The sequence below is a fragment of the Streptomyces coerulescens genome, from assembly GCF_042657965.1.
Classification (GTDB): domain Bacteria; phylum Actinomycetota; class Actinomycetes; order Streptomycetales; family Streptomycetaceae; genus Streptomyces; species Streptomyces coerulescens.
In genome coordinates, this window is sequence record NZ_JBHSKM010000024.1 from 490,732 (window position 1) to 515,259 (window position 24,528).

General features: G+C 70.6%; 22 protein-coding genes. 17 read left to right on the forward strand and 5 right to left on the reverse strand.

The window, feature by feature from the left end:
• The first annotated feature begins 61 nt into the window (after positions 1-61).
• The 3 genes from ACFPQ9_RS31670 (at position 62) to ACFPQ9_RS31680 (ending at position 3,671) form a co-directional block, all read left to right on the forward strand.
• The gene (locus tag ACFPQ9_RS31670; protein WP_380861105.1) at positions 62-838 is read left to right on the forward strand and encodes a class I SAM-dependent methyltransferase; all 777 of its coding nucleotides are present in this window, start codon (positions 62-64) and stop codon (positions 836-838) included.
• A gap of 153 nt (positions 839-991) precedes the next feature.
• Positions 992-3,055 carry a galactose-binding domain-containing protein gene (locus ACFPQ9_RS31675; RefSeq protein ID WP_380861108.1) on the forward strand — a complete coding sequence of 688 codons (2,064 nt, stop codon included), beginning with the start codon at positions 992-994 and terminating at the stop codon, positions 3,053-3,055.
• Positions 3,056-3,074: 19 nt separating this feature from the next.
• Positions 3,075-3,671, forward strand: a complete 597-nt coding sequence (locus ACFPQ9_RS31680; protein ID WP_030947931.1) for a TetR/AcrR family transcriptional regulator — start codon at positions 3,075-3,077, stop codon at positions 3,669-3,671.
• Positions 3,672-3,677: 6 nt separating this feature from the next.
• On the opposite strand, the gene ACFPQ9_RS31685 is transcribed toward ACFPQ9_RS31680, so the two are convergent.
• The gene (locus tag ACFPQ9_RS31685) at positions 3,678-4,781 is read right to left on the reverse strand and encodes an acyltransferase family protein (RefSeq protein ID WP_380861111.1); all 1,104 of its coding nucleotides are present in this window, start codon (positions 4,779-4,781) and stop codon (positions 3,678-3,680) included.
• Positions 4,782-5,006: 225 nt separating this feature from the next.
• Between ACFPQ9_RS31685 and ACFPQ9_RS31690 the strand changes: the two genes are divergently transcribed.
• The gene (locus tag ACFPQ9_RS31690; RefSeq protein WP_380861114.1) at positions 5,007-5,639 is read left to right on the forward strand and encodes a hypothetical protein; all 633 of its coding nucleotides are present in this window, start codon (positions 5,007-5,009) and stop codon (positions 5,637-5,639) included.
• 117 nt (positions 5,640-5,756) lie between these two features.
• Positions 5,757-6,497: a class F sortase gene (locus tag ACFPQ9_RS31695; RefSeq protein ID WP_380861117.1), complete on the forward strand. Its 741-nt coding sequence runs from the start codon at positions 5,757-5,759 to the stop codon at positions 6,495-6,497.
• A 15-nt stretch (positions 6,498-6,512) separates the two neighbouring features.
• On the opposite strand, the gene ACFPQ9_RS31700 is transcribed toward ACFPQ9_RS31695, so the two are convergent.
• A complete protein-coding gene (locus tag ACFPQ9_RS31700) occupies positions 6,513-6,923 on the reverse strand; it encodes a hypothetical protein (protein WP_380861120.1) in 411 nt (136 codons plus the stop codon).
• 25 nt (positions 6,924-6,948) lie between these two features.
• On the reverse strand, positions 6,949-7,371 hold the full coding sequence (locus ACFPQ9_RS31705) for a hypothetical protein (RefSeq protein ID WP_380861123.1): 423 nt from the start codon (positions 7,369-7,371) through the stop codon (positions 6,949-6,951).
• Between the two features lie 204 nt (positions 7,372-7,575).
• Between ACFPQ9_RS31705 and htpG the strand changes: the two genes are divergently transcribed.
• Together htpG and ACFPQ9_RS31715 are read left to right on the forward strand one after the other, a co-directional pair.
• Positions 7,576-9,492, forward strand: coding sequence for a molecular chaperone HtpG (gene htpG, locus ACFPQ9_RS31710; protein ID WP_380861126.1), 1,917 nt, complete (start codon positions 7,576-7,578; stop codon positions 9,490-9,492).
• 98 nt (positions 9,493-9,590) lie between these two features.
• Positions 9,591-10,001 carry a VOC family protein gene (locus ACFPQ9_RS31715; protein ID WP_380861129.1) on the forward strand — a complete coding sequence of 137 codons (411 nt, stop codon included), beginning with the start codon at positions 9,591-9,593 and terminating at the stop codon, positions 9,999-10,001.
• Between the two features lie 14 nt (positions 10,002-10,015).
• On the opposite strand, the gene ACFPQ9_RS31720 is transcribed toward ACFPQ9_RS31715, so the two are convergent.
• Positions 10,016-10,564, reverse strand: a complete 549-nt coding sequence (locus tag ACFPQ9_RS31720; protein WP_380861132.1) for a hypothetical protein — start codon at positions 10,562-10,564, stop codon at positions 10,016-10,018.
• A 259-nt stretch (positions 10,565-10,823) separates the two neighbouring features.
• Between ACFPQ9_RS31720 and ACFPQ9_RS31725 the strand changes: the two genes are divergently transcribed.
• From ACFPQ9_RS31725 to polX, 7 genes are all read left to right on the forward strand, one after another.
• Positions 10,824-12,290 carry a Y4yA family PLP-dependent enzyme gene (locus tag ACFPQ9_RS31725; protein WP_380861135.1) on the forward strand — a complete coding sequence of 489 codons (1,467 nt, stop codon included), beginning with the start codon at positions 10,824-10,826 and terminating at the stop codon, positions 12,288-12,290.
• Positions 12,287-13,609, forward strand: a complete 1,323-nt coding sequence (locus ACFPQ9_RS31730; protein ID WP_380861138.1) for a pyridoxal-phosphate dependent enzyme — start codon at positions 12,287-12,289, stop codon at positions 13,607-13,609. The genes ACFPQ9_RS31725 and ACFPQ9_RS31730 overlap by 4 nt, the downstream gene beginning before the upstream one ends.
• A 4-nt stretch (positions 13,610-13,613) precedes the next feature.
• A complete protein-coding gene (locus ACFPQ9_RS31735) occupies positions 13,614-14,831 on the forward strand; it encodes an aminotransferase class V-fold PLP-dependent enzyme (protein ID WP_380861141.1) in 1,218 nt (405 codons plus the stop codon).
• A gap of 94 nt (positions 14,832-14,925) precedes the next feature.
• Positions 14,926-15,690, forward strand: coding sequence for a class I SAM-dependent methyltransferase (locus ACFPQ9_RS31740; protein WP_380861144.1), 765 nt, complete (start codon positions 14,926-14,928; stop codon positions 15,688-15,690).
• A 172-nt stretch (positions 15,691-15,862) separates the two neighbouring features.
• Positions 15,863-16,981 carry a GNAT family N-acetyltransferase gene (locus ACFPQ9_RS31745; protein WP_380861147.1) on the forward strand — a complete coding sequence of 373 codons (1,119 nt, stop codon included), beginning with the start codon at positions 15,863-15,865 and terminating at the stop codon, positions 16,979-16,981.
• Between the two features lie 162 nt (positions 16,982-17,143).
• Positions 17,144-18,385, forward strand: a complete 1,242-nt coding sequence (locus ACFPQ9_RS31750) for a DegT/DnrJ/EryC1/StrS family aminotransferase (protein WP_380861150.1) — start codon at positions 17,144-17,146, stop codon at positions 18,383-18,385.
• Between the two features lie 142 nt (positions 18,386-18,527).
• On the forward strand, positions 18,528-20,264 hold the full coding sequence (polX, locus tag ACFPQ9_RS31755) for a DNA polymerase/3'-5' exonuclease PolX (protein ID WP_380861153.1): 1,737 nt from the start codon (positions 18,528-18,530) through the stop codon (positions 20,262-20,264).
• Here the strand turns inward: polX and ACFPQ9_RS31760 are convergent.
• Entirely contained in the window at positions 20,261-21,445 is a 1,185-nt protein-coding gene (locus tag ACFPQ9_RS31760; protein WP_380861156.1) for a flavin-dependent monooxygenase, read from the reverse strand. The genes polX and ACFPQ9_RS31760 overlap by 4 nt on opposite strands.
• Positions 21,446-21,744: 299 nt before the next feature.
• On the opposite strand from ACFPQ9_RS31760, the gene ACFPQ9_RS31765 reads away from it, so the two are divergent.
• The 3 genes from ACFPQ9_RS31765 to ACFPQ9_RS31775 are packed head-to-tail and all read left to right on the forward strand — an operon-like array spanning position 21,745 to position 24,520.
• A complete protein-coding gene (locus ACFPQ9_RS31765; RefSeq protein ID WP_380861159.1) occupies positions 21,745-22,860 on the forward strand; it encodes a Gfo/Idh/MocA family protein in 1,116 nt (371 codons plus the stop codon).
• On the forward strand, positions 22,857-23,774 hold the full coding sequence (locus tag ACFPQ9_RS31770; RefSeq protein ID WP_380861162.1) for a DUF6807 domain-containing protein: 918 nt from the start codon (positions 22,857-22,859) through the stop codon (positions 23,772-23,774). Before ACFPQ9_RS31765 ends, ACFPQ9_RS31770 begins: the two co-directional genes overlap by 4 nt.
• Entirely contained in the window at positions 23,768-24,520 is a 753-nt protein-coding gene (locus ACFPQ9_RS31775) for a cupin domain-containing protein (protein ID WP_380861165.1), read from the forward strand. The genes ACFPQ9_RS31770 and ACFPQ9_RS31775 overlap by 7 nt, the downstream gene beginning before the upstream one ends.
• Positions 24,521-24,528 lie beyond the last annotated feature (8 nt).

Sequence of the window (24,528 nt, forward strand, 5' to 3'; positions counted from 1 at the left end):
CGTCCCGGCACCGTCTTGCGCATCCTCGGTGGTACCCCGACCCCAGGGAGGCAGGATCCCCATGCCGGCCAAGAACCTCACCGTGAACCGTGCGGCCCTCGGTCACCGCCTGGCCTACGCGCTGCGTCACCCCGACCGTGTGCCCCGCCATCTGGCCCGCTCGGCCCGCGACATATGGCTGCGCCGCCGTCACCCGGACCATGTCTCCTACTACCGGGCCGTGATGCGCTCCGACACCCGGGCCGACCCGGACGCGGCCGTCGGCAGCCACAACCGGGAGCGGTGGCTGGCGCTGGGGGAGATGCAGTTCGACTACCTCGTCGGCCACGGCCTGCGCCCCGGGCACCGGATGCTGGAGATCGGCTGCGGCAACCTGCGCGGCGGCTGGCGGTTCATCCGGCACCTGGAGCCCGGCCACTACTACGGCATCGACATCTCACCCGACATCCTCTTCGCCGCGCAGGACACCGTCGTGACGATGGGTCTCCAGCAGCGGCTGCCCACGCTCACCCCGGTGCGCGACCTGACGCTGCGGTTCCTGCCGGAGGCCCACTTCGATGTCGTGCACGCGCACAGCGTCTTCTCGCACTCGCCGCTGCCGGTCATCGAGGAGTGCCTGGCCAACGTCGGCCGGGTGCTGGCGCCGGGCGGCTGGTTCGACTTCACCTTCGACCGCACCGAGGGCGAGGAGCACCACGTCCTGCGGGAGGACTTCTACTACCGCACCGAGACCCTCACGGCACTCGCCGAGCGGCACGGGCTGCGGGCCCGCTTCATGACGGACTGGGAGGAACTCCCGCACGGTCAGTCGAAGATCCGCGTCACGCACCCGAGTTGAGCCGACTCCCCGTCGGCGCCTCACTTGTGACCGGTCAGTAGGTCATTTGTCCCGGACCCTTGACTCGTCATGCGTCAGTGGCCATCCTCGTCGCACATATTGCGAGGTCATGACAATCGACCCCGCTTTCCCGTCGACCGAGGGACGTGGGCTGTGACCACTGCCGGACGCCCGTACCGCAGACGCAAGAACGTCACCGTGGTGTCGCTCCTCCTGCTCGTGCTGTCCATCGCGCTCGGACCCACCCCGAGTTCGGCGGCCGGCACCAACTGGTGGGACCCGACCGCACGGCCCGCGCCCGACTCCCAGATCAACGTCACGGGGGAGCCCTTCACCGGCACCAACGCCAAGGGCGAGGTCCGCGGGTTCGTCGACGCGCACGACCACATCTTCTCCAACGAGGCCTTCGGCGGCCGTCTGATCTGCGGAAAGCCGTTCTCCGAGCAGGGCGTCGCCGATGCCCTCAAGGACTGTCCCGAGCACTACCCGGACGGCTCGCTCGCGATCTTCGACTTCATCACCAACGGCGGCGACGGCAAGCACGACCCGGTCGGCTGGCCCACCTTCAAGGACTGGCCCGCCCATGACTCGCTGACCCACCAGCAGAACTACTACACCTGGGTCGAACGCGCCTGGCGCGGCGGCCAGCGCGTCCTGGTCAACGACCTCGTCACCAACGGCGTGATCTGCTCGGTGTACTTCTTCAAGGACCGCAGCTGCGACGAGATGACGTCGATCCGGCTCCAGGCCAAGCTGACGTACGACATGCAGGCCTTCATCGACAAGATGTACGGCGGCACCGGAAAGGGCTGGTTCCGGATCGTCACCGACAGCGCGCAGGCCCGGCAGGTCATCGAGCAGGGCAAGCTGGCGGTCGTCCTCGGCGTGGAGACCTCCGAGCCCTTCGGCTGCAAGCAGATCCTCGACATCGCGCAGTGCAGCAAGGAGGACATCGACAAGGGCCTGGACGAGCTGTACTCGCTGGGCGTGCGCAGCATGTTCCTGTGCCACAAGTTCGACAACGCCCTGTGCGGCGTCCGCTTCGACTCCGGCGGGCTCGGCACGGCCATCAACGTCGGCCAGTTCCTGTCGACCGGCACCTTCTGGAAGACCGAGACCTGCAAGGGCCCGCAGCACGACAACCCGATCGGCAACGCCACCGCGGCCGAGGCGGAGAAGGAACTCCCGGCCGGCGTGGAGGTTCCGTCCTACGACGCGGACGCGCAGTGCAACGTCAGAGGGCTCACCGGCCTCGGCGAGTACGCCGTACGGGGCATGATGAACCGCGGGATGATGCTGGAGATCGACCACATGAGTGTCAAGGCCGCAGGCCGGGCGCTCGACATCTTCGAGTCCGCGTCCTACCCCGGCGTCCTGTCCTCGCACAGCTGGATGGACATGGACTGGACCGAGCGGGTCTACGGCCTCGGTGGCTTCATCGCCCAGTACATGCACGGCTCGGAGGGCTTCATCTCGGAGGCGAAGCGCACCGAGGCCCTGCGCGACAAGTACGGCGTGGGCTACGGCTACGGCACCGACATGAACGGCGTCGGCGGCTGGCCCGGCCCGCGTGGCGCGGACGCCCCGAACAAGGTGACGTACCCGTTCAAGAGCACCGACGGCGGCTCCGTCATCGACCGGCAGACCACGGGTCAGCGCACCTGGGACCTCAACACCGACGGCGCGGCCCACTACGGCCTCGTCCCGGACTGGATCGAGGACATCCGCCGGGTCGGTGGCCAGGACGTGGTCGACGACCTCTTCCGGGGCGCCGAGTCCTACCTCGACACCTGGGCGGCCTCCGAGGGCCACGAGGCGGGGCTGAACCTCGCCCGCGGCGCGGCCACGTCCGCCAGTTCCTCGGAGTGGAGCCTGTTCACGAGCTACCAGCCGGGCCGGGCCGTCGACGGTGACGGCGGCACCCGCTGGGCCAGCGACTGGAGCGACGACCAGTGGTTCCAGGTCGACCTCGGCTCCAGCCGCGTGGTCAAACGGGTGACCCTCGACTGGGAGCGCGCGTACGGTAAGGCCTACCGCATCGAGCTCTCCACGGACGGCGTGAACTGGCGGACCGCCTGGTCCACGACCGCCGGTGACGGCGGCCTGGACACGGCCAGGTTCACCGGCACTCCGGCCAGGTACGTACGCGTCCACGGCCAGCAGCGCGGCACCGACTGGGGCTACTCCCTCTACGAGGTCGGCGTCCACAGCAGCTGACCCCCACGAGAGGCACTCCATGGCACGGTTGCCGTCCGCCGAGCGGCGGCGACAGCTCACCGAAGCGGCGATCAGGGCGATGGCCCGGGACGGCGTCCCCAGGACGACCACCCGGTCCATCGCCGCCGAGGCGGGCGTCTCGCTGAGCGTCTTCCACTACTGCTTCGACTCCAAGCAGGAGCTGATCGAGTCCGTCATCACCACCATCACCGGCCACTACGTGACGCTGGTGAAGGAGGCGCTGCGGCCCCGGAGCACCCTGGAGGAGACCGTCCGGGCGGGGTTCCAGGCGTACTGGGACCACGTCCGGGCCCACCCGGACGAGCACATGCTCACCTATGAGCTGGCGCAGTACGCCCTGCGCCAGCCCGGATTCGAGCATCTGGCGCGACGGCAGTACGAGCTGTACGCCGAGACCTACGCCGACCTCATCGACCAACTGGGGCGGACGATGGGCCTGCGGCTGCGCGTCCCCGCTCCGGTGCTGGCCCGCTACCTCGCCGCGATGACCGACGGGCTGACCCTGAACTATCTGGTGCTCGGCGACGAGGGGGCCTGGAACGACATCCTCGACACCGTTACCTCGCACATCACAGGACTGGTGAGCGAGCCCTGACGGGAGTCAGGCCCGCACGACAGGGACCCGTTCCTTGCCTGATTTGTCCGGATTATTACGGAACAACCATCGCATCTCCGGCTCCACCACACCCCGCAGGACCCGCCGGACGGGCGGCGTGCACAGCACCGTCACCACCGCGGCGGCCACCAGGGTGACGGCCACCGCGCCGAGCGGCCGGTGGATCCAGGCCGGGTCGTACCAGCCCCAGTACTTGGAGCCCTGCGCGACGAAACCGTGCAGCAGATAGCCGTAGAGGGTGCCCGTGCCCAGCACCGTGCACCACATCCGCCGGCCGGGCACCCAGGAGAGGAAGCAGGCCACCAGCACCAGCGAACAGACGAACAGCACAGGCGTCATCACCACCCCGTACCACTGGGGCGCGCCCAGCTCCTCAGCGCTGTCGCGGTGGTAGAACCAGCCGCCGGTCATCCGCGGCACCGCCCAGTACGCCACCGCGAAGGCGCAGGCGAACACGGGTACCGCCGCGATCCGCACCGCACGGCGCCGGACCAGCCGGAAGTGCTCGGGCCTCAGGGACAGCCCCAGCACGAAGTACGGCAGGAACTGAAGGGCGCGCTGTAGGTCCAGGTCGTTGCCGATGGACGGCGAGAGCGTGGCCAGCATCGCCACGGCCAGCGCGAGCGGCAGCGGCAGACGCACCCGCTTCCAGAGCGGCGTCGTCAGTCGCCACACGAACAGCGCCACCAGGAACCACGTCAGATACAGCGGGTCGAGCAGGCTGATCGGCCGGTCCGGCACCTGATCCGTCCAACGGGTGTACAGGGTGTACGCGGTCTCGAAGACGACGTACGGCACGATCAAGCCGGTGACCAGGCGTTTCAGCTGCTCCGGGCGGCCGTCGAAGCTGCGGGAGAAATAGCCCGAGATGATGATGAACGCCGGCATGTGGAAGGCGTACACCAGCATGTACACGGCGGAGACGGTCCGGCTGCCGTCGCGCAGCGGTTCCCACGCGTGCCCCACGGCCACCAGGACGATCGCCGCGTACTTGGCGTTGTCGAAGAAGGCGTCCCGGTGCTTCGAAGGCGCAGGTGACGGCCCTGCGGGGCGATCGCGGGCGGTGGCGGTGGCGACGGGCTGTGACATCCCACGCGTCTCACCACTTCGGGGCGGCGCAAACCTCGACGGGTGAATACGACGCCCCCGAGCGGCGCGGCGTGTGGACATGGGCCGTCAGGGTGTGCTCGTAACCCGAGTGATCGCTTCGGATGGTGCGTCCGAAAGACATGAATGACGGTGGATCACGTCAAGGCCTGGCTTCCAGTGGTGATGAAGCGTCAACCGCCCAGGCCATGACGGAAGGATTCACCTATGCGCTCTGTTCGCATGCTGCTCGCCACCGCGACGGCCGCGGCCGCGCTGGCGATCGCACCCGCCGCCTACGCCGTCACCATGGGTGACTGGGACCCGGAGGAGAGCTCCCACAGCAAGGAGCACGACAAGTCCGAGGAGCACGGAAAAGCCGAGGACCACGGCAAGGAGCACGGCAAGTCCGAGGAGCACGGCAAGTCCGAGGACCACGACCAGTCCTACAGCAAGGAGCACGAGGAGAAGGGCGACCACGACGGACCGCGTGGCGCGATTCACACGGGTGGCGGAGCGCTGGCCGCCGTGACCAACGGCGACGACTGGGGCGGTGGCAAGGACCCGAAGCACGACCCGGACAGCTACCGCAGCAAGGAGGGCGGCCACGAGCAGAGCTGGGGTGGCGAGGAGGACCACGGCAAGGACTCGTGGAAGGGCGACGAGGAGGACTCGTGGGGCGGCGACCACGACGAGGAGTCCTGGCGCTCCGGCCACGACAAGCCGCACGGCGGGATGCACACGGGCGGTGGCGGCCTCGCCTCGTCGGGTGTGACCGCCACGGGGCTGGCCGCGCTCGCCGTCGCCGGTACCGGTGCGTACGTCGTGCGCCGTAAGAAGGCCTCCGGAACCACGGCCTGACCATGCCCGATGACACAGCCGCCGTGGCCGTCGCGCGTGCGCCGCGCATCGCGGCGGCCCCGCCGGTTGTTCCCCTTCCGTGTGCTCGCTGCCGTGCCTGAGTGAGGTGGTTGCCCGATGCCCGCCGGCCGTTCCCCTTCCCCCGACACCGATCCGGCCCCGCCCGACCCCACCGGCTCCGCCACCTCGCGGCGGATAAGGCGGGTGGCCATGGCGACGTTCTGGAGCGCGATCGCCATGATGGTCCTGGCGGTCACCCTGAGCGGCGGCGAGGACGCGGCTTCCGGAGGGAACGGCGCGCCGCGCGCCGCCTCGGCCGAGCGGCACGCCCTCGGGGAGAACGAGTCGCACGCCCCCGCGCGGGATCGGGCGACGTCCCCCGACTCGCGACCCGTGGGCAAGCATCTGCCCCGGGCCCGGCCGCTCAGGCTCCTCATCCCCAAGGTCTCGGTCAACGCGCCCTTCACCGACCTCGCCATCGGCCCGGCCGGCCGGCTCGAACCCCCGCCGGCCGACAACACCAACCTCGTCGGTTGGTACGCCGACGGGGTCTCCCCCGGTGAGCCGGGCACGTCGATCATCGCCGGGCACGTGGACACGGCCACGTCGGCCGCGGTCTTCGCCAACCTCGGCGGGCTGGCGAAGGGCGACCGCTTCCAGGTGGTGCGCTCCGACGGGCGCAGCGCGTCCTTCGAGGTCGACAGCGTGGAGACCTTCGACAAGGACAACTTCCCCAGCGACCGCGTCTACGCCGACACCCCCCGCGCCCAGGTCCGCCTCATCACCTGCGCGGGCGACTACGACCGACAGGTCAAGGACTACACCGCGAACCTCGTGGTGTTCGCCCACCTCGTGTGAGCCACGGGCCGCGGCTCAGCACTGCGGGAGCCGGGACTTCCAGGTGTCCGGGCCGCCGGTGTCGAGGTACCAGTCGTTGACGTAGCCGTCCCCGATGCCGTTGTCGACGCGCATCCAGTAGCGGTAGCCGTGCCCGTCCGCGTCCGGGTCGCCCGTGGTCCAGCAGATGAGGCCGAGCTCGTCGCCGTTGTGGTACTGGCCGAAGACGGGCGACTTCGGGGCGCTGTAGTGGGGTGCGGTCCGCACGGCCAGGTGGGATCCGGCGTCGATGCCGGTGACGTAGGCGCACTGGGTCCGGTCGCCCGAGATGCTGCAGGTGTGGATCGCGGCGCCAGCCGGGCCCGCGCCGGTGAGGACGGCGGACGCGGCGGCGGTGAGCACGGCACCCGTCAGGGCGAGAGCGCGCAGGCGCTCGGGCTGGGTCATGAGCGTTCCTTCCGGTTCGTCGGGGTCAGCGGCACTGGGGGAGCCGGGACTTCCAGGTGTCCGGGCCGCCCGTGTCGAGGTACCAGTCGTTGACATAGCCCCAGGACCTGGGTGTGGAGACCTGCATCCAGTAGCGGTAGCCATGGCCGTCGGCGTCCGGGTCTCCGGTGGTCCAGCACGACACCTCCAGCCACTGACCGTTGCCGTAGCGGGCCACCTCCCCGGCGCCGTAGCGGGGTTCGGTGCGCATCACCAGGGACGAGCCCGGGTCGATGCCGATCACCTGGGCGCAGCGGGCAGGGTCGCCGGGTCCCGCGCCGGGGCAGGGGCGCGGGGCGGCCTGGGCGGGTGCGGCGGTGAACAGCCCGGCTCCGGCGAGCAGGACCGCGGCCGCCCCCGTGACGGCCGCCGACCTGCGCCGGGTCGAGAGCAGGCGGGAAGTGGGCATCGGCTCCTCCGTTCGATCGTGCCGATCGTCGATGCCCTTCGACCTTCGCAGCGAACGGGGCGCGGGACAGCCTGTGATGTCTCAGGGCGGCGCGGCACCGAGTGGGAGGAGGGCTCTGTCCCGATCGCCGCACTCCGCGCTGACCTCGTGTCTTACAGTGACTGCGACCAGTTCCCGTGTCGACCTGTGAGGTAGTCGAAAACCATGCCGACCGAGACGTTTGAGTTTCAGGTAGAGGCCCGTCAGCTGCTGCAGCTGATGATCCACTCGGTCTACTCGAACAAGGATGTCTTCCTGCGCGAACTCGTCTCCAACGCTTCCGACGCGCTCGACAAGCTGCGTCTGGAGAAGCTGAGGGACGACGCGCTCGACGCCGATGTGTCCGACCTGCACATCGAGATCGACATCGACAAGGACGAACGGACCCTCACCGTCCGGGACAACGGCATCGGGATGTCGTACGACGAAGTGGGGCGGCTCATCGGCACCATCGCGAACTCGGGCACGGCCACCTTCCTGAAGGAGCTCAAGGAGGCCAAGGACGAGGGCGGCGCCGAGGGCCTCATCGGCCGGTTCGGGGTCGGCTTCTACTCCGGCTTCATGGCGGCGGACGAGATGACGCTGGTGACCCGGCGCGCCGGCGAGTCCCAGGGCACCCGATGGACGTCGCGCGGCGAGGCCACGTACACGCTGGAGACCGTCGACGACGTGCCGCAGGGCACCTCGGTCACCCTCCACCTCAAGCCCGCCGACCCCGAGAACCAGCTCCACGACTACACCTCGCCCTGGAAGATCAGGGAGATCGTCAAGAAGTACTCGGACTTCATCACCTGGCCGATCCGGATGGAGCAGGAGACGGGCGCGAGTGACGGCGACGGCGACGACGCCGAGGCGCCCGGGCCCGAGACGCTGAACTCCATGAAGGCCCTCTGGGCGCGCTCGCGCGAGGAGGTGTCCGACGACGAGTACCACGAGCTGTACAAGCACATCAGCCACGACTGGCGCGAGCCGCTGGAGACGATCCGCCTCCAGGCGGAGGGCACCTTCGAGTACCAGGCCCTCCTCTTCGTCCCCTCGCACGCCCCGCACGACCTGTTCACGCGGGAGTACAAGCGCGGCGTCCAGCTCTATGTGAAGCGCGTCTTCATCATGGACGACTGCGAGGCACTGCTGCCGCCCTACCTGCGCTTCGTCAAGGGCGTCGTCGACGCGGCCGACCTGTCGCTCAACGTCTCCCGCGAGATCCTCCAGCAGGACCGGCACATCCGGATGATGCAGCGCCGGCTGACCAAGAAGGTGCTCTCCACCGTCAAGGAGATGATGACCAAGGAGGCGGAGCGCTACGGCACGTTCTGGCGGGAGTTCGGCACGGTCCTGAAGGAGGGCCTGGTCACCGACTCCGAGAACAGCGACGCGATCCTCGCCGTCGCCTCCTTCGCGACCACGCACGCCGACGACGAGCCGACCACGCTCACCCAGTACGTGGAGCGGATGAAGGACGGCCAGGACGACATCTTCTACATCACCGGCGAGTCCCGGCAGAGCATCGAGAACTCCCCGCACATGGAGGCGTTCCGGGACAAGGGCATCGAGGTCCTGCTCCTGACCGACCCCGTCGACGAGGTGTGGGTCGACACGGTGGGCGAGTACCAGGGCAAGCGGCTGCGGTCCGTCGCCAAGGGCGAGATCGACCTCGACGGCGAGAAGGACGAGAAGGCCGACGGGGAGCGGGCGAAGCAGGCCGAGGAGTACGCCGGACTGCTCGGCTGGATGGGGGAGCAGCTGGGCGAGGACATCAAGGAGGTGCGCCTGTCGACGCGGCTCACGGTCTCCCCGGCCTGTGTCGTCTCGGACGCGCACGACCTGACGCCGGCCCTGGAGAACATGTACCGGGCCATGGGCCAGGAGGTGCCGGCCACCAAGCGGATCCTGGAGCTCAACCCCGAGCACCTGCTGGTGAAGGGTCTGAACCAGGCGTACAAGGAGCGCGAGGACCGCTCGGGGCTCGTCGAGTCCGCCGAACTGCTGCACACGCTGGCGGTGCTCGCCGAGGGCGGCCAGCCGAAGGACCCGGCGCGCTTCGTGAAGCTGGTCGCGGACCGTCTGGAGCGCACGCTGTAGCCGCAGCCGTGCCCCATGTGGCCGTGTGCGCGGGCCGTTGTCAGTGGCCCGCGCTACGTTCCTTGCAGTCGGCTTCCGGCCCTACGCATGGAGGAACCATGGCCTCGCGTCTCAATCCCTACATCACCTTCGCCGGCGACGCCCGCCAGGCGCTGGAGTTCTACAAGGAGGTCTTCGGCGGCACGCTGAACCTCAACACGTACGCCGAGTTCGGCCAGAAGGACAGCCCGCTGGCCGACAAGATCATGCACGGCATGCTGGAGGCCCCGAACGGCTTCACCCTGATGTGCGCCGACACCCCGACGGACGACCACAAGCCGGGTAACAACATCTCGGTGAGCCTGAGCGGCGACGACGACGCCGAGCTGCGTGGCTACTGGGAGAAGCTGTCCGCGGGTGCCTCGGTGTCCGTGCCCCTGGAGAAGCAGATGTGGGGCGACGTCTTCGGCATGTGTACGGACCGCTTCGGCATCACCTGGATGGTCAACATCGCCGGACAGGGCGGCTGAGCACCCGAGGGCGCTCACTTCGGCAGCCATGCGCTCAGGGCGTGGACCAGGCGGTCGAGCGCCGGCTGCTCGGCGGACAGGTCCGTTCTCACGGTGCGTCCGCCGAACCGCAGCGTGTACTGGAACAGGTCCGCGGCCTGCATGTTCTTCGTGAAGTCGGAGACCTCCGCCAGCGCCGGATCGCCGAGCAGGGTACGCAGCTCGGTGAACTGCGCCGCGCTGGTGCGGCGCACCGCGCGCTCGCCCTTGTCCGCGGTGTGCACGGTGCCGTCGCCGCGCAGCGCCACTTCCTTCTGCACGCCCGCGAAGCCGCCGGTGACCTCCATGGTCACCAGCAACTGATCCGGTCCGGTGACGGGGACCGGCGACGGGTCGGGGGACCCCGGGGGAGGCGTCGAGGAGGCGGCGGACGCCGTGGGGGACGCCGAGGCCGGGGTGGACGCCGTGGGAGACGTGGCGGTCGGAGCGCCGGCCGTCACGGCCGTCTGCTCGGCCCCGGCCGCGCCCTTCTCTGCAGCGCACCCGGCCAGCGCCAGCAGCCCGGCCACCATCACAACCGCCATCCGCCTACCGAGCACAACAACCCCATCCATGGATCGTGTCGACTGGAGTGTCCCTATCACGGAACAGGCCGTTTGGGGCCGCGCCGACACCCGCGCGCCGGGCACCGGTGATTTTCGGCCCACCTGTTCACGTACCGCCCAGCAGTGCAGGTACAGGGCGTAAACCACCGGATGCCGGGAAAGGAGCTATACGGCAAACCGCGGGGAGTGGTCGTCAGCGCCCGGAGTGTCGGGCCCGTAGCGCTGGGGAGGGCCGGGCATGGGCGGGCAGCCCTTGTATCTCGAACCGCGGCTGGAATCGCGGCTGCGCTCCTTGGTGAACTCCCCGGACCTGCTGCACACCCTCACGGACGCCCTCGGCTCACCCCTGAACGTGCTCGTGCCGGACCAACTCGCCGACAACCTGGAGCAGTTCCGCTCGGTGTACGGCGCCCACCATCTCTCCGGCCAGGTGTTCCTCGCCCACAAGGCCAACCGCTCCAGCGCCCTGCTGCGCAGGCTCGCCGCCACGGACGCCGGCGTGGACGTCGCCTCGCTGGCGGAGTTGCAGCACGCCCTCGGCGCCGGACTCACGCCCGACCGGATCACGGCGACCGGGCCGAAGAACCCGGAGTTCCTGTGGCTTGCGGCCCGCACCTCGGTCACCGTCAGCCTCGACACGCGAGGTGAGCTGGAACAACTCGCCGCGCTGGTACGCACACACGCCCTGTCCCGCGCCCGTGTCCTGCTCCGGCTGTCGGGCTTCGAGGCGTCCGGCGTACGGGTGCTCACCCGGCCCAGCCGATTCGGCACCGCCGTACGGGAGACGGCCCCGCTCCTGGAGGCCGTCGAACGGCACGCCGACGTGCTCGACCTGGTCGGTGTGGCGTACCACCTGGACACGACGAGCCTGACCGAGAAGGCCCTGGCCCTCGAGGGCTGTCTGCGGGTGCTGGAGGAGTGCCGCAGTCGAGGGCTCCGGCCCCGGGCCGTCGACATCGGGGGCGGTTTCGGCGTGAACTACCTTGCCGACGGCGGCCAGTGGGAGCGGTACACGACCGCACTCACCGAGGCCGTCATGGGCATCCGCCCGCCCCTCACCTACGGCGGCCACGGCTACGGACTGCGCAACGAGGCGGGCACCCTGCGCGGCGCGCTCGGCCTGTACCCCGCCCACCGTCCGGTCGCCGCGGCCGGCTACCTCGACGAACTGCTCTCCCGGCCCGCCGCCTCGCTGGGCGGCCGTCCCCTGGCCGCCCTGCTCCTGGAGCACCTCTACGACCTGCACACCGAACCGGGCCGCGCCCTGCTCGACCAGTGCGGGCTGACCCTGACCAAGGTGCTGGAGGTGCGCAAGGAGGAGACCGGCGGCCCCCTGCACATACGGCTCGCGGCGAAGGCCGACGACGTGGCGCTGGAGGACCACGGGGTGCTGATGGACCCCTTGGTCGTCCCGAAGGACCCGGCCGACGCCGGCACCGAACCGGTCCCCGCGCATCTCTTCGGCAATCTGTGTCTGGAGGCCGACCTGATCACCCGCCGCACCGTCTTCCTGCCCCGTCGCCCGGCCCCCGGCGACCTGTTGGCCTTCGTCAACACGGCCGGCTACTGCATGGACTTCCACACCACCCGTGCCCAGCACCAGCCCGTCGCGCGCAAGGTCGCCGCCTGGCAGGAGGGCGACAGATGGCGCTGGTGCCTGGACGACCAGTACTGGCCGACCACACCCGTGGGGGGAGCGCAGTGAGGTACGACAGCATCACCGACGCCATCGGCAACACACCGCTGGTGCGCATCGACCCGGCCGTGCACGGCCTGAACAACATCGACCTGTACGCCAAGCTGGAACTCCTCAACCCCTTCGGTTCGGTGAAGGACCGGGCCGCCTGGAACATGGCACGACCGCACCTGTCCGCCGCCGCGCCCGAGGAGGGCGGCCAGGTCGTGGAGCTGTCGAGCGGCAACACAGCCAAGGCTCTGGCCGTCCTCGCGGGCATGCACGGCCTGACCTTCAAAAGCGTCACCAACCGGATGCGCATCCCCGAGATCAAGGACCTGCTCCTGCTGCTGGGCGCGGAGATCGAGGAACTGCCCGGCCAGAGCGAATGCCTGGACCCGACCGCCACCGACGACCCGCTCACCCGGTTCCACCGCACGCTCTCCGAGCCCGGCAGCTCCTTTCTGCACACCGACCAGTACTTCAACCCCCGCAACACCGAAGCCCACTTCACCGGCACCGGACCGGAGATCGTCAAGGACCTCGACGGAGGGGCGCCGGACTGGTTCATCGCCTGCGTGGGCACCGCCGGCTCGTCCACCGGAGTCGCCCGCGCCCTGCGCGAACACGACCCCGCCGTACGGGTCGTCGGCCTCGTCGCCGCCAAGTCGGACTTCGTCCCCGGCATCCGCACCATCGACGAGGCGCACGAGGTGGGTTTGTTCGACCCCGGCACCTACGACACGATCGAGTCGGTCAGCGCCGACGAGGCGATCGAGGGCATGCTGACCCTCAACCGCCGCTGCGGCATCCTCGCCGGACCCACCGGAGGTGCCGCCTACTTCGGCGCGACACGCCGACTCCGGGCCATCGACGCCGATCTGACGGAGCGGCAGTCCGCCGTGTTCATCGTCTGCGACCGCGTCGAGAGCTATCTGAGCTACATCCGCCACCGGCGCCCCGACCTCTTCGGCCGCCCGCGCCGCGGCAACTCCCCGGCCGACCTGACGGACACCGAGGTCCGCACCGCCCCGGCCATCGGCGTCACCGACGCCCGTGCGTGGATCGCCACCGGGGAACCCCTCGTCGTGGACCTGCGAGGCCCCCACGCCTACGCCGCCCTGCACATCGACGGCTCGGTCAACATCGTCGACGAACTCTTCGAGGAACTCCTGCACGGCGGGCTGCCGTTCAGCCACAGCCGCCCGGTCCTGCTGGCCTGCCCGGTCGGCGAGAAGTCCGCCCGCTACGCCGCCCTGCTCACCCGGATGGGACACCCGGACGTGCGCAGCCTGACCGGCGGCATCATCGCCTGGCGCGACGCGGGCGCACCCCTGGTGCGGGACTGAACCCATGACCGTTCCCGAGGCGGACAGCCAAGTCCTCTCCACGGTCGAGGAGTTGGCGGAGTGGCAGCGGGCCCTGCGCGCCCAGTTCCCGATCATCACCGCACACCCGGAACTGGCCTACCTCGACAGTGCGGCCACCGCCCAGAAGCCACAGGCCGTGCTGGACGCCGTCCACACCTACCTCACCACGACCAACGCCAACGCCGGACGGGGCACCTACACCTGGGCCAACCGGACCACCGGCCTGGTCGAAGAGGCCCGCGACCGGGTCAAGCTGTTCCTGGACGACCCCGCGCCGGAGCGCTCCACCGTGCACTTCACGAGCGGGACCACCGAGGGCCTGCGAAGTGTCGCCCGCGACTGGCTGCCGCGGCTGCTCACCGACGGGGACGAGATCGTCGTCCCCGTCGCCGACCACGAGGCGAACATCGCCCCCTGGCTGGAGGCCCAGCGGGAACTGGCCGGGCAGGGCGTGCACATCGGCGTGCGGCCGATGCCGTACCAGCGGGCGTCGGGCGACTACGACCACACCGAGCTCGCCGAACTGGCAGGCCCGGGCACCCGCTTCGTCGCCGTCAGCCACGTCCACCACGTGTACGGCGCCAACATGAACGTGCACCGCATCCGCCGCGCCGTCGGCCCGGACGCGGTCATCTGTCTCGACGCCGCCCAGAGTGTCGGCCATCTGCCGGTGTCGGTGGCCGATCTCGACGTCGACTTCGTCGTCTTCTCCGGCCACAAGGCCATGGCCCTGCCCGGCACCGGGGTCGTGTGGGCCCGCGGGGCCCGCGGCCCGGAGTTCGCGCCGGGCGGCTGGGCCGGCACCCCCAACACCGTGGGCATCGCCTCCCTGACCGCCGCACTGGACTGGCTGGACGCGGCGGGCACCGACCGGATCGAGCGCTGGACCGTCGCCCTCGCGGCACGGCTCACCGAGAGCCTGCGCCACCTCGACCCCTACGAGATCCTCGGCTGCCAGGCCGGCCTGGCAGCCGACTCACCCGTGCAGCGGCGCCAGGGCATCGTCACCCTGCGCCATCACGCCATCGACTCCTCGGACCTCGGCTTCATCCTGTTCAGCCATGGCTTCATGGTCCGCTCCGACCAGCACTGCCAGGGCGGCGCGGGGGAGAAGACGGGCTCCGTGCGGGTGAGCCTGCACGTCCACAACACCGTCGGGGAGGTGGACCGGCTGCTGACCGTCCTTGCCTCCCTCGGGTGACGCCACGCCGTCCGGCGTAATGGGAACCGTTTCCACCTGTAGGGTCGCGCCGACAGGGTGAGTCGGGTGCGAGACGGCGAGGTGGCACGACCGGATGGGGCTGAGCCTGGCGACGGCGGAGCGATGGGTGCACCGCTGGGAACTCCAGCAGCAGCGGTACGCCGTGGACCGCGAGGAGCGGTTCACGGTGATCGCCGATGTCGTCGAGCAGACCGTCGCGGGCCGAACCGGCCGGCCCCTCGTCGTCGACCTCGGCTGCGGCCCCGGTTCGCTGGCGGCCCGGCTGGCGCGGCGGCTGCCGTACGCGGACATCGTGGGCGTGGACATGGACCCGCTGCTGCTGGAGCTCGCCCGCACCCACCACGCGGACGCCGCCCGCTACGTCGACGCGGTCATCGGTGAGGCGGGCTGGACGCGCGCCCTGCGGCTCGACCGCCCGCTGGACGCCGCCGTGTCGACGACGGCCCTGCACTACCTCGGCCCGGACGCCCTGCACCGCCTCTACCGTCAGCTCGCGGCCCTGCTGCGGCCCGGCGGGGTCCTCGTCAACGGCGACCACTTCCCGCACGACGACACCGCGCTCGCCGCCCTCGCCGGATGCGTCGGCCGCCGCCGGGCCGAACGCGGGCGGGCCCTGGCGCACGAGGACTGGGACTCCTGGTGGACGGCCGTCGCGGCGGACCCCGAGCTGACCGACCTGCTCGCCGCACGCCGCCGCAGGCAGCCGTCGTCCGGGGCCGGCTGCGCGGCGCACCTGTCGGTGTCCGCACATGAACGGCTGCTGCGGCGGGCGGGTTTCGGGCACGTCGGTGCGGTATGGCAGTACGGCGACAGCCACGTCCTGGTCGCCATCCGCTGACCGGTCGCCGCCCCCTGGTCACCAAGCACTGCTAAAGGATTCACCAGGCACCTTGACAGCGTGCGTACTGTTTCGCGACGTTTGAGCCTCGCCACAAAGTTCGACATGGGGGGACACAGTGGCGACGCGCCGAAAAGCGCGTCTTCGGGGGTATTTGGGGGGAGCGGTCGTCATGCGATCCACGAGCGCCATCACGATTCACAGACCCGAGGAGCTGAACGAGCAGCTACGCCGGGCGTGGCACCGGGCGATGGAGGAATCGCCCGACTACGCCAACCCTTTCCTGGCACCGGAGTTCGCGCTCGGGGTCGGCAGGTACCGCAAAGGGGCGCACGTGGCGGTCCTGCACGAGGGCGGGGAGGCCGTCGGCTTCTTACCGTACGAGCGCAACGCCTACGGCGTCGGCCGGGCCATCGGCCTGGGACTGTCCGACTGTCAGGCCCTGGTGCACCGGCCCGGGGTCACCTGGGACACCCGTGAACTGCTGAAGGTGTGCGGGCTGTCCGTGTTCGAGTTCGATCACCTCGTCGAGGAACAGCAGCCGTTCGGCCCGTACGTCACGGGCACGTTCGCCTCGCCCGTGCTCGACCTGAAACCCGGCGAGGACGGCTACCCGGAGTGGCTGCGTGCCACCTACCCGGGGCTGGCCAAGACGACGCTGAAGAAGGAGCGCCGCCTCGGGCGGGACGCGGGCGAGGTGCGGTTCGTCTACGACGAGCGCGACCCGCGCGTGCTGCGCACCCTCATGCGCTGGAAGTCCGCCCAGTACCGCAGAACCGGGCGGATGGACCGGTTCTCCAGACCCTGGATCGTCGACCTCGTCGAGCATCTCTTCCAGGTCCGCGAGGAGCACTTCACCGGCATCCTGTCCGTGGTGTACGCCGGTGACCGGCCGGTCGCCGCGCACTTCGGGCCGAGGTCGCGCTCGGTGTTCGCGGCCTGGTTCACGGCGTACGACCCCGAGTTCGGCTACTACTCGCCCGGACTGATGATGCATCTGCGGCTGGCTCAGGCCGCGGGCGGGGACGGCGTGACGCTCATGGACATGGGGCGCGGGGAGAAGGAGTACAAGGACTGGCTGAAGACCCGTGAGCTGCGGGTGGCGGAGGGGTTCGCGGTGCGTCCGCACCCGGTGGCGGCCGCCCACCGGATGTGGCGCAGACCGGTGCGCGGACTGCGCAACACGGTCCTGGCCCACCCCCGGCTGCGCGAGCCCGCCGACCGGCTGCTGAAGACCGTCGGCACGCTGCGCACTTCCGGCCCGGACCGACCGGGCACGGGAGCCCGCTGAACCGAACAGCAACCCGCTTTCGTCACGCGCACGCACCGGCGCCGTGGCCCTGGCCCCGCACGGCCTCGCGTCCCTCCCACGCAGGCCTCGAACGACGTTCGAGAGCGCGTACCGCACGCTCCGGGCGACCCTTCGCCGGACCCTTCCACGGAAGAGGTGACCATGCCGTACGGATCGCGGCTCGCCGCGATGATGACACGGCGCATCGGACGCGAATGCGTCTACACGCCCTCGGCCCGACTGGCCCTGTATCTGGCGCTGCGGCGCTGGTGCCGGCCGGGTGCGCGGGTGCTGATGTCCCCGGTGAACGACGACGTGATCCTCTTCGTCGTCCTCGCCGCCGGACTGCGCCCGGTCCAAGCGCCCGTGTCCCAGTGGGACGGCAACATCGACCCGGCCGCCGTACCGGAGTCCACCTGGCGCGACATCGACGCGGTGCTGACCACCAACCTGTACGGCCTGCCGGACCGGGTCGTCGAACTGCGCCGCCGCTGCGACCAGTTGGGGATCCCGCTCATCGAGGACGTGGCCCACGCGATCGGCACACACGTGGACGGGCGGCCGATCGGCACCTTCGGCACGGCCGCGGCGTTCAGCCTGTCCAAGCATGTCGCGGCGATGGCCGGCGGATTCCTGGCCGTCGACGACGCCCGCACCCGCCGCGAGCTGGAGCTGCTGCGCGACGACCTGCTCACCCCGCGCCGCCTGGGCCACGACCTGGCCACCACGCTGCGCCCCCTGGCCCGGTCCGCCGTGCGCACCTTCCATCTGGTGCGTCCCGCGTGGCGCACGATGCAGCGTCTCGGCCTGCTGGAACGCGACGACTTCCGCATGGCGCTGCACGCGCCCCGCCTCGCCGGAAGCGCCCGCCACGCGCCCAGCCTGACCGCGTACGAGCCCTGGGTCCGCGTCGACCTGCACGGCTTCCGCTCCCGCCACGGGGTGCTGGTACGCGGACAGCTGGAGCTGCGGCTGGCGCTGCTCGACGGCGACCTGGCCCGCCGCCGGGCCGGTGTCTCGCTGCTGTCCGGCACCACCTGGGCCACCCCGGCGCTGCGCGAGGGGAACTCGCAGGAGGGCCCGCCCTCCCTCTTCCGGGTCCCGCTCCTGGTGCACGACCGCGACACCCTCGTGGAACGCCTGGTGAGCCACGGCGTGGTCGCGGGCTACATCTACGACCCGCCGCTCGACGACTACGCCGGAGCCGAGTTCGTCGAACCGTCCCCCGCGCCCGAGGCGGCCCGCTGGTTCGCCGCGCACACGCTGCCGGCCGATCCCCTGGCGGCCCGCAGGATCGTGGCCGCCCTGACGAAGGAAGCGGCGACGCCGGCCCACCCGTCCTTGTCGGCCCGCCTGACCGCCCCCGATCCGACGACGACCCCACCGACGCCCTTGGGTCACTAGGGCAACAGTTCGACAGCGTCCCGAAGGGGCGCGGGGCTGTATCGATATGCGGCTCCGCCGCGTGGGCGCGACCAGCCGAAACGGACCCTCAGCCGGAACACCCCCCATCGCGGCACCCACCTCCCCCGCTTACCCTGAACTCGTGGCACGGTCCAACGACGAGGTCGCCGCGCTGCTCCAGGAGTACGCGGACCTGATCTCGATCACCGGCGGAGACGCGTTCAAGGTGCGTGTCTACGAGAAGGCCGCCCGGGCGATCGGCGGCCACCACGCCGATGTCTCCACGCTCGACGCCAAGGGTCTCAAGGAGATCCCCAACGTCGGCAAGTCGATCGCGGAGAAGGTGGTCGAGTACTTCGCCACCGGCAGCGTGTCCGCCGTCGAGGAACTGCGCGCCAAGATCCCCGCCGGCGTCCGTCAGCTCACCGCGATCCCCACACTCGGCCCGAAGAAGGCCCTGGTCCTGTATGAGGAACTCGGCATCTCCACCACCGAGGAGCTCGCGGACGCCATCCACGAGGAGCGGCTGCGCGACCTGAAGGGCTTCGGGCCGAAGACCGAGGAGAACATCCTGCACGGCATCGGCCTGCTCCAGTCGTCCGGCGACCGGGTCCTGATCGATGTCGCGATGAGCCTGGCCGAGGACATCGTCGCCGAGATGTCGCAGGTGACGGGCTGTGAGCGATGCGCCTACGCCGGATCGCTGCGCCGCTCGCGCGAGACGATCGGCGACATCGACATCCTCGTCGCGGCGAAGAAGGCGGCGCCCGTCATGCGGGCCTTCACCGAACTGCCGTACGTCTCCGAGGTCATCGCGCACGGCGAGAAGAAGACGTCGGTGCGTACCGGCAAGGGACTCCAGGTCGACCTGCGGGTCGTACCGCCGGATTCCTGGGGCGCGGCCATGCAGTACTTCACCGGGTCCAAGGCGCACAACATCCGCACCCGGGAGATGGCCGTCCACCAGAAGCTCAAACTGTCCGAGTACGGACTCTTCGACACCGAGACCGGAGAGAAGATCGTCTCCAGGACCGAGGAGGACGTCTACGCCCGCCTCGGCCTGCCGTGGATCCCGCCCACGCTGCGCGAGGACCGGGGCGAGATCGAGGCCGGACTGCGCGGCGAGCTGCCGGAACTCGTCCAGGAGAAGGACATCCGGGGGGATCTGCACACCCATACCGACCTCACCGACGGTCTCGCGCCGCTTCAGGAGATGGTCGCCGCGGCCGCCGAGCGCGGCTATGCCTACTACGCCGTCACCGACCACGGCCCCGACATGGCCATGCAGCGGATGACCGACGAACGGATCCTCGCCCAGCGCGAACGCGTCCGCGAACTCGACGGGGAGTACGGCCGGCGGGGCGAACGCGGCGGCATGCGGGTGCTGCACGGCGCGGAGCTGAACATCGGCCCCGACGGCGAGGTGGACTGGCCGGCCGACTTCCTCGCCGGCTTCGACCTGTGCGTGGCCTCGGTCCACTCGCACTTCAACCAGGACCGCGATGCCCTGACCCGACGGATCGTCAAAGCCTGCGAGAACCCGCACGTCCACATCATCGGCCACCCCACCACCCGCCTCATCGGCAAGCGCCCCGCCATCGACGTCGACCTCGACGCGGTATTCGCCGCCTGCGCCCGCACCGGCACCGCCCTGGAGATCAACTCCCATCCGGACCGGCTCGACCTGCGTGACGAGGACATCCTGCGGGCCCGGCGGCACGGCGTGAAGTTCGCCGTCGACAGCGACGCCCACGCCGTCATCCACCTCGCCTCTCTGCGCTACGGCGTGGGCACGGCACAGCGCGGCTGGCTCACCAAGGACGATGTGATCAACACCTGGCCGCTGACCCGGCTGCGGCGCTTCCTCAACAAGGCCTAGAAGAACGGCGTCCCCGGGTCCATCCCGGACAGGACCCGGCCGTGGATCTCCAGGTTGGTGGTGGGATTGACGAACGCGTTCAGGCTCAGCGCGTGCGCGTCGCGCACGGTCCGCTGGATGGGCACGTCCCGGTGCAGGGACGACGCTCCCGAGGCCGAGGCGAGCAGATCGACGGCCTCCTTGCACAGCCGCACCACGTAGCCGCTCTGCGCCCGGATCTTCGTCCGCTCCTCGGGCATGTAGGGCTCACCGGACTCTGCTCGCGACTCGATGACGGAGACGACTTCGGCGGTCAGCAACTCGGCGCAGGAGATCTTCATGGCCGCCTCGGCCACCTGGAGGTGGGTGACCGTCGCCTCGTTCTGCCGTTGGTGGAAGGTGTAGGTGATGCCCCGTCGGCGGCTGCGCTCGGTGAACTCCGCCAGGGCGGAGCGGGCCAGACCGAGCGCGTTGGGCGTGGCGGTCCAGGCGGAGAACATCAACAGGATGGGCATCCGGTAGAACGGGTCGTCGGCGTTGGCCTTCGACGGGAACTCGCCCGCCAGCAACGGCCCGACCGGCAGCACCCGGTGCGCGGGCACGAACACGTCCCGCGCGACGACGCTGGCGCTACCGCTGCCCGCCAGCCCCGACACGTACCAGTCGTCGAGGATCTCCAGCTCCGCCATCGGCACCGCGGTCCACAGCGTCTCGGGCGGCCCCTCGCCGGACTCCGGTTCCACCCGGACCGTCAGCAGATGCCAGTCGGCGTCGTGGCAGCCGGTGGCGAAGCCCGAGGTGCCGTTGACGAGGTAGCCGCCGTCCGTCCGTACCGCCGTCGCGTCGGGGACGAGGGTGCCGCCGACCTTCACGTCGGGGCCGGTGAAGATCTCGTCCTGCGCCTCGTCGGGGAAGAGCGCCACGATGTAGGAGCAGCCGGTCTGGATCATGGTCTTGAACGCGGTCGAGCCGCACGACTCGGCGATCACGGCGATCGCCTCGATCTGGGTGCGCGGCCGGCTCTGGTAACCGCCGTAGCGCCGGGGGACGTTCATCCGGTGGATTCCGGCGTCCGTCAGCGCCCCGGCGACTTCGGGCACGACCCGCCGCTCCTTCTCGGTGCGCGGGGCGTGCTCGCGCACGAGCGGCCCCAGGGCCCGCACACGTGCGACCAAATCGGTGTCGGTAGCAGCTACTGCCATGAGTGACCTCCCGGGTACGACGAGTCATCACGGTGACGTGGATGCCGTGCACCTGTCAACGCCGCCTCGGCGCGGCCGGGTTGACGGGCCGTGCGACCCCGGCCCTTCGGCGGTTCCCGCCCGTTTGGGCGAGGAGTGAACAGGGGAGCGTGCGCAACGTGGGCCGAGCCGAACGGGTCCGGCTCTGCTCCTGTCGCCGCAGAGGGGTTGTCCTTACATTCCGTCCCCGCCTAGGGTCGCCCTCGAAGTGCAAGCGCTTTCTGAAGCGGGCTGTCCGCCGGCCGTCCGAGGAGAACCGCATGTCCCCAAGCCCCGCCCGCCGTCGTGTCGCCGTGGTCGGCACCGGTGCCATCGTCAGCGGCAGTCACCTCCCCGCGCTGAGATCCCATGCCGGCCGGGCGGAGCTGGTCGCCGCCGTCGACGTGGACCCGGCGAGGCTGGCCGCGTTCCGGGAGCTCGCGGGCGAGGAGGTCGCCGGGTACACCTCGACCGACGCCATGCTGGACGCCGTACGCCCCGACCTGGTCCTGATCGGCACCCCGCCCTCCCTGCACCGGGAGCAGACGATCGCCGCGCTCAAGGCGGGCGCCTGGGTGCTGTGCGAGAAGCCGCTGTGTCTGTCCCTCGCCGAGTACGACGGCATCGCGGCGGCCGAGGAGGCGTCGGGCGCGTACGCCTCGGTGGTCTTCCAGCACCGCTACGGCTCCGGCGCCGTACACGCCCGTGAGCTGATCGCGAGCGGTGAGCTGGGCGCCCCGCTGGTCGCCCACTGCCAGACCACCTGGCACCGCGACGCCGCTTACTACGCCGTGCCGTGGCGCGGGCGCTGGGCCACCGAGGGCGGCGGGCCGACCATGGGGCACGGCATCCACCAGTTCGACCTGCTGCTGCATCTGCTCGGACCCTGGGCGGAGATACGCGCCATGGCCACGCGGCTGGTTCACGACACCGAGAGCGAGGACGTCTCCACGGCCCTCGTACGGTTCGACAGCGGTGCCCTCGCCACCGTCGTCAACAGCGTGCTGTCCCCGCACGAGGTCAGCCGCATCCGTATCGACTGCGCGGACGCGACGGTCGAGCTCACCCACCTGTACGGCCACCGCAACGACGACTGGGTCTACACCCCGGCCCCGCACGTGCCCTCCGAGCGGGCCGCGGCCTGGCGCGCCCCGGCAGCCGACGTGCCCAGCTCGCACACGGCCCAGCTCGGCGCCCTCCTCGACGCCTACGACAACGGTGTCCGGCCGCCCGGCAGCGGACCGGACGCCCGCGCCACCCTCGACTTCGCCGCGGCCCTGTACAAGGCCGCGTTCACGGGCCACCCGGTGCACGCGGGCGAGATCGCACCCGGCGACCCGTTCTACCCCGCCATGCACGGAGACCACCCCCACTGGGCCCCCAAGGAGCGCGCATGAGCATCCGCGTCACCCACGCGCACGGCGACCACATCGCGGTGACGGCCGCGAACGGCACCGAGATCCTCCGCTACGTCTACCGCCCCGACCCGGACGCCTTCGAGTCCCGCAAGCCCTACGCCCACCCCGTGCGCACCCTCGCCGGACACACCGTGACCGGCTACCGGCCCAGCGACCACCGCTGGCACAAGGGCCTGCAGATGACGGCGAGCCATCTGTCGGGGCAGAACTTCTGGGGCGGCAACTGCTATGTGCACGGCCGGGGTTACCTGCCGCTGCCCGAGCGGATCGGCTCCATGCGGCACGACGGCTTCCCGGTCTTCGCCGTCGACGATGACCGGCTGACGTTCGCCGAGGAGCTCACCTGGGTCGAGAACGGCGGCGAGGAGTGGGCGCGGGAGACGCGCGGGCTGACCGTCCACTCGGTTGACGAGGCCGCCGGCGCCTGGGCCCTGGACTGGTCGATCGAGCTCACCAACATCCGTGCCGAGCCACTGGTGTTCGGGTCCCCGACCACCGAGGGCCGGGAGCTGGCGGGTTACACCGGGCTCCAGTGGCGCGGGCCGCGTGACTTCACCGGCGGGACCGCCTTCGCGCCGGAATCGGACGCGGACGCCGACAAACTGATGGGCAGTCAGGGCCCTTGGCTGGCGTTCACCACCGAGCACGACGACATCGACGGACACTCCACGCTCGTGTTCGCGCACGCGCCGGAGAACCTTCGGGCCCGGCACGAGTCGCACTGGTTCGTGCGCTCCGAGCCGATTCCCACGGTCGCGTTCTCCTGGGCGTTCTTCGAGGAGTTCGCGCTGCCGCCCGGCGAGTCCTTCGCCTACCGGTACCGCATGGTCTTCGCCGACGGGGCCTGGGACCGGGAGCGGGTGGCCGCCCACCTGGAGGGAATGCCGTGGTGAAGCCGCATCTGCCGCACCCGCTGCCGGGCGCCGTCGGCCTGTCCCACCTCAGCGCCTACGACTGGGAGGCCGCCGACGGCGTGTGCGGCGGCAGCCCGCATCTGCATCTGGTGTGCACCGAGGCGTACGTCGTCACCGGCGGCCGGGGCGCCGTCCAGACACTCAGCCCCGACGGCTACCGGGACATCCCCCTGGAGCCGGGCTCCGTCGCCTGGTTCACGCCCGGCACCGTGCACCGCATGGTGCAGGGCGGCGATCTGCGGATCACCGTGCTGATGCAGAACAGCGGCCTGCCGGAGGCCGGGGACGCCGTCTTCACGTTCCCGTCCGACGTGCTCGCCGATCCCGAGAAGTACGCGGCCGCCGCCGTACTCCCGCCCGGCACCGGCCCGGAGACGGCGGCTGCCGCGCGACGCCGCAGGGATCTCGCCGTGGAGGGCTACCTCGCCCTGCGCGAGGCGCTCGTCGCCGGTGACGGCGGGCCGTACCTGGAGTTCCAGCGTGCCGCCGCCCGGCTCGTGCGGGCCAAGGTGCCCGGCTGGCGGGAGTTGTGGCGGGCCGGCGCGCTGGCCACCGCCGAGCGCACGGGCGACCGGCTCGACGCGCTGGAGGCGGGCGAGCCGGCCTACCTCGCCGACGCGACCGCCCACGAGACCGCGCCCACAAGGCGTGGCGGATTCGGGATGTGCGGGCGCCGGGACGAGTACAGCCTGCCCGGGACGACGCTGCCGTACGGCGGCAACTGACGGCGCTC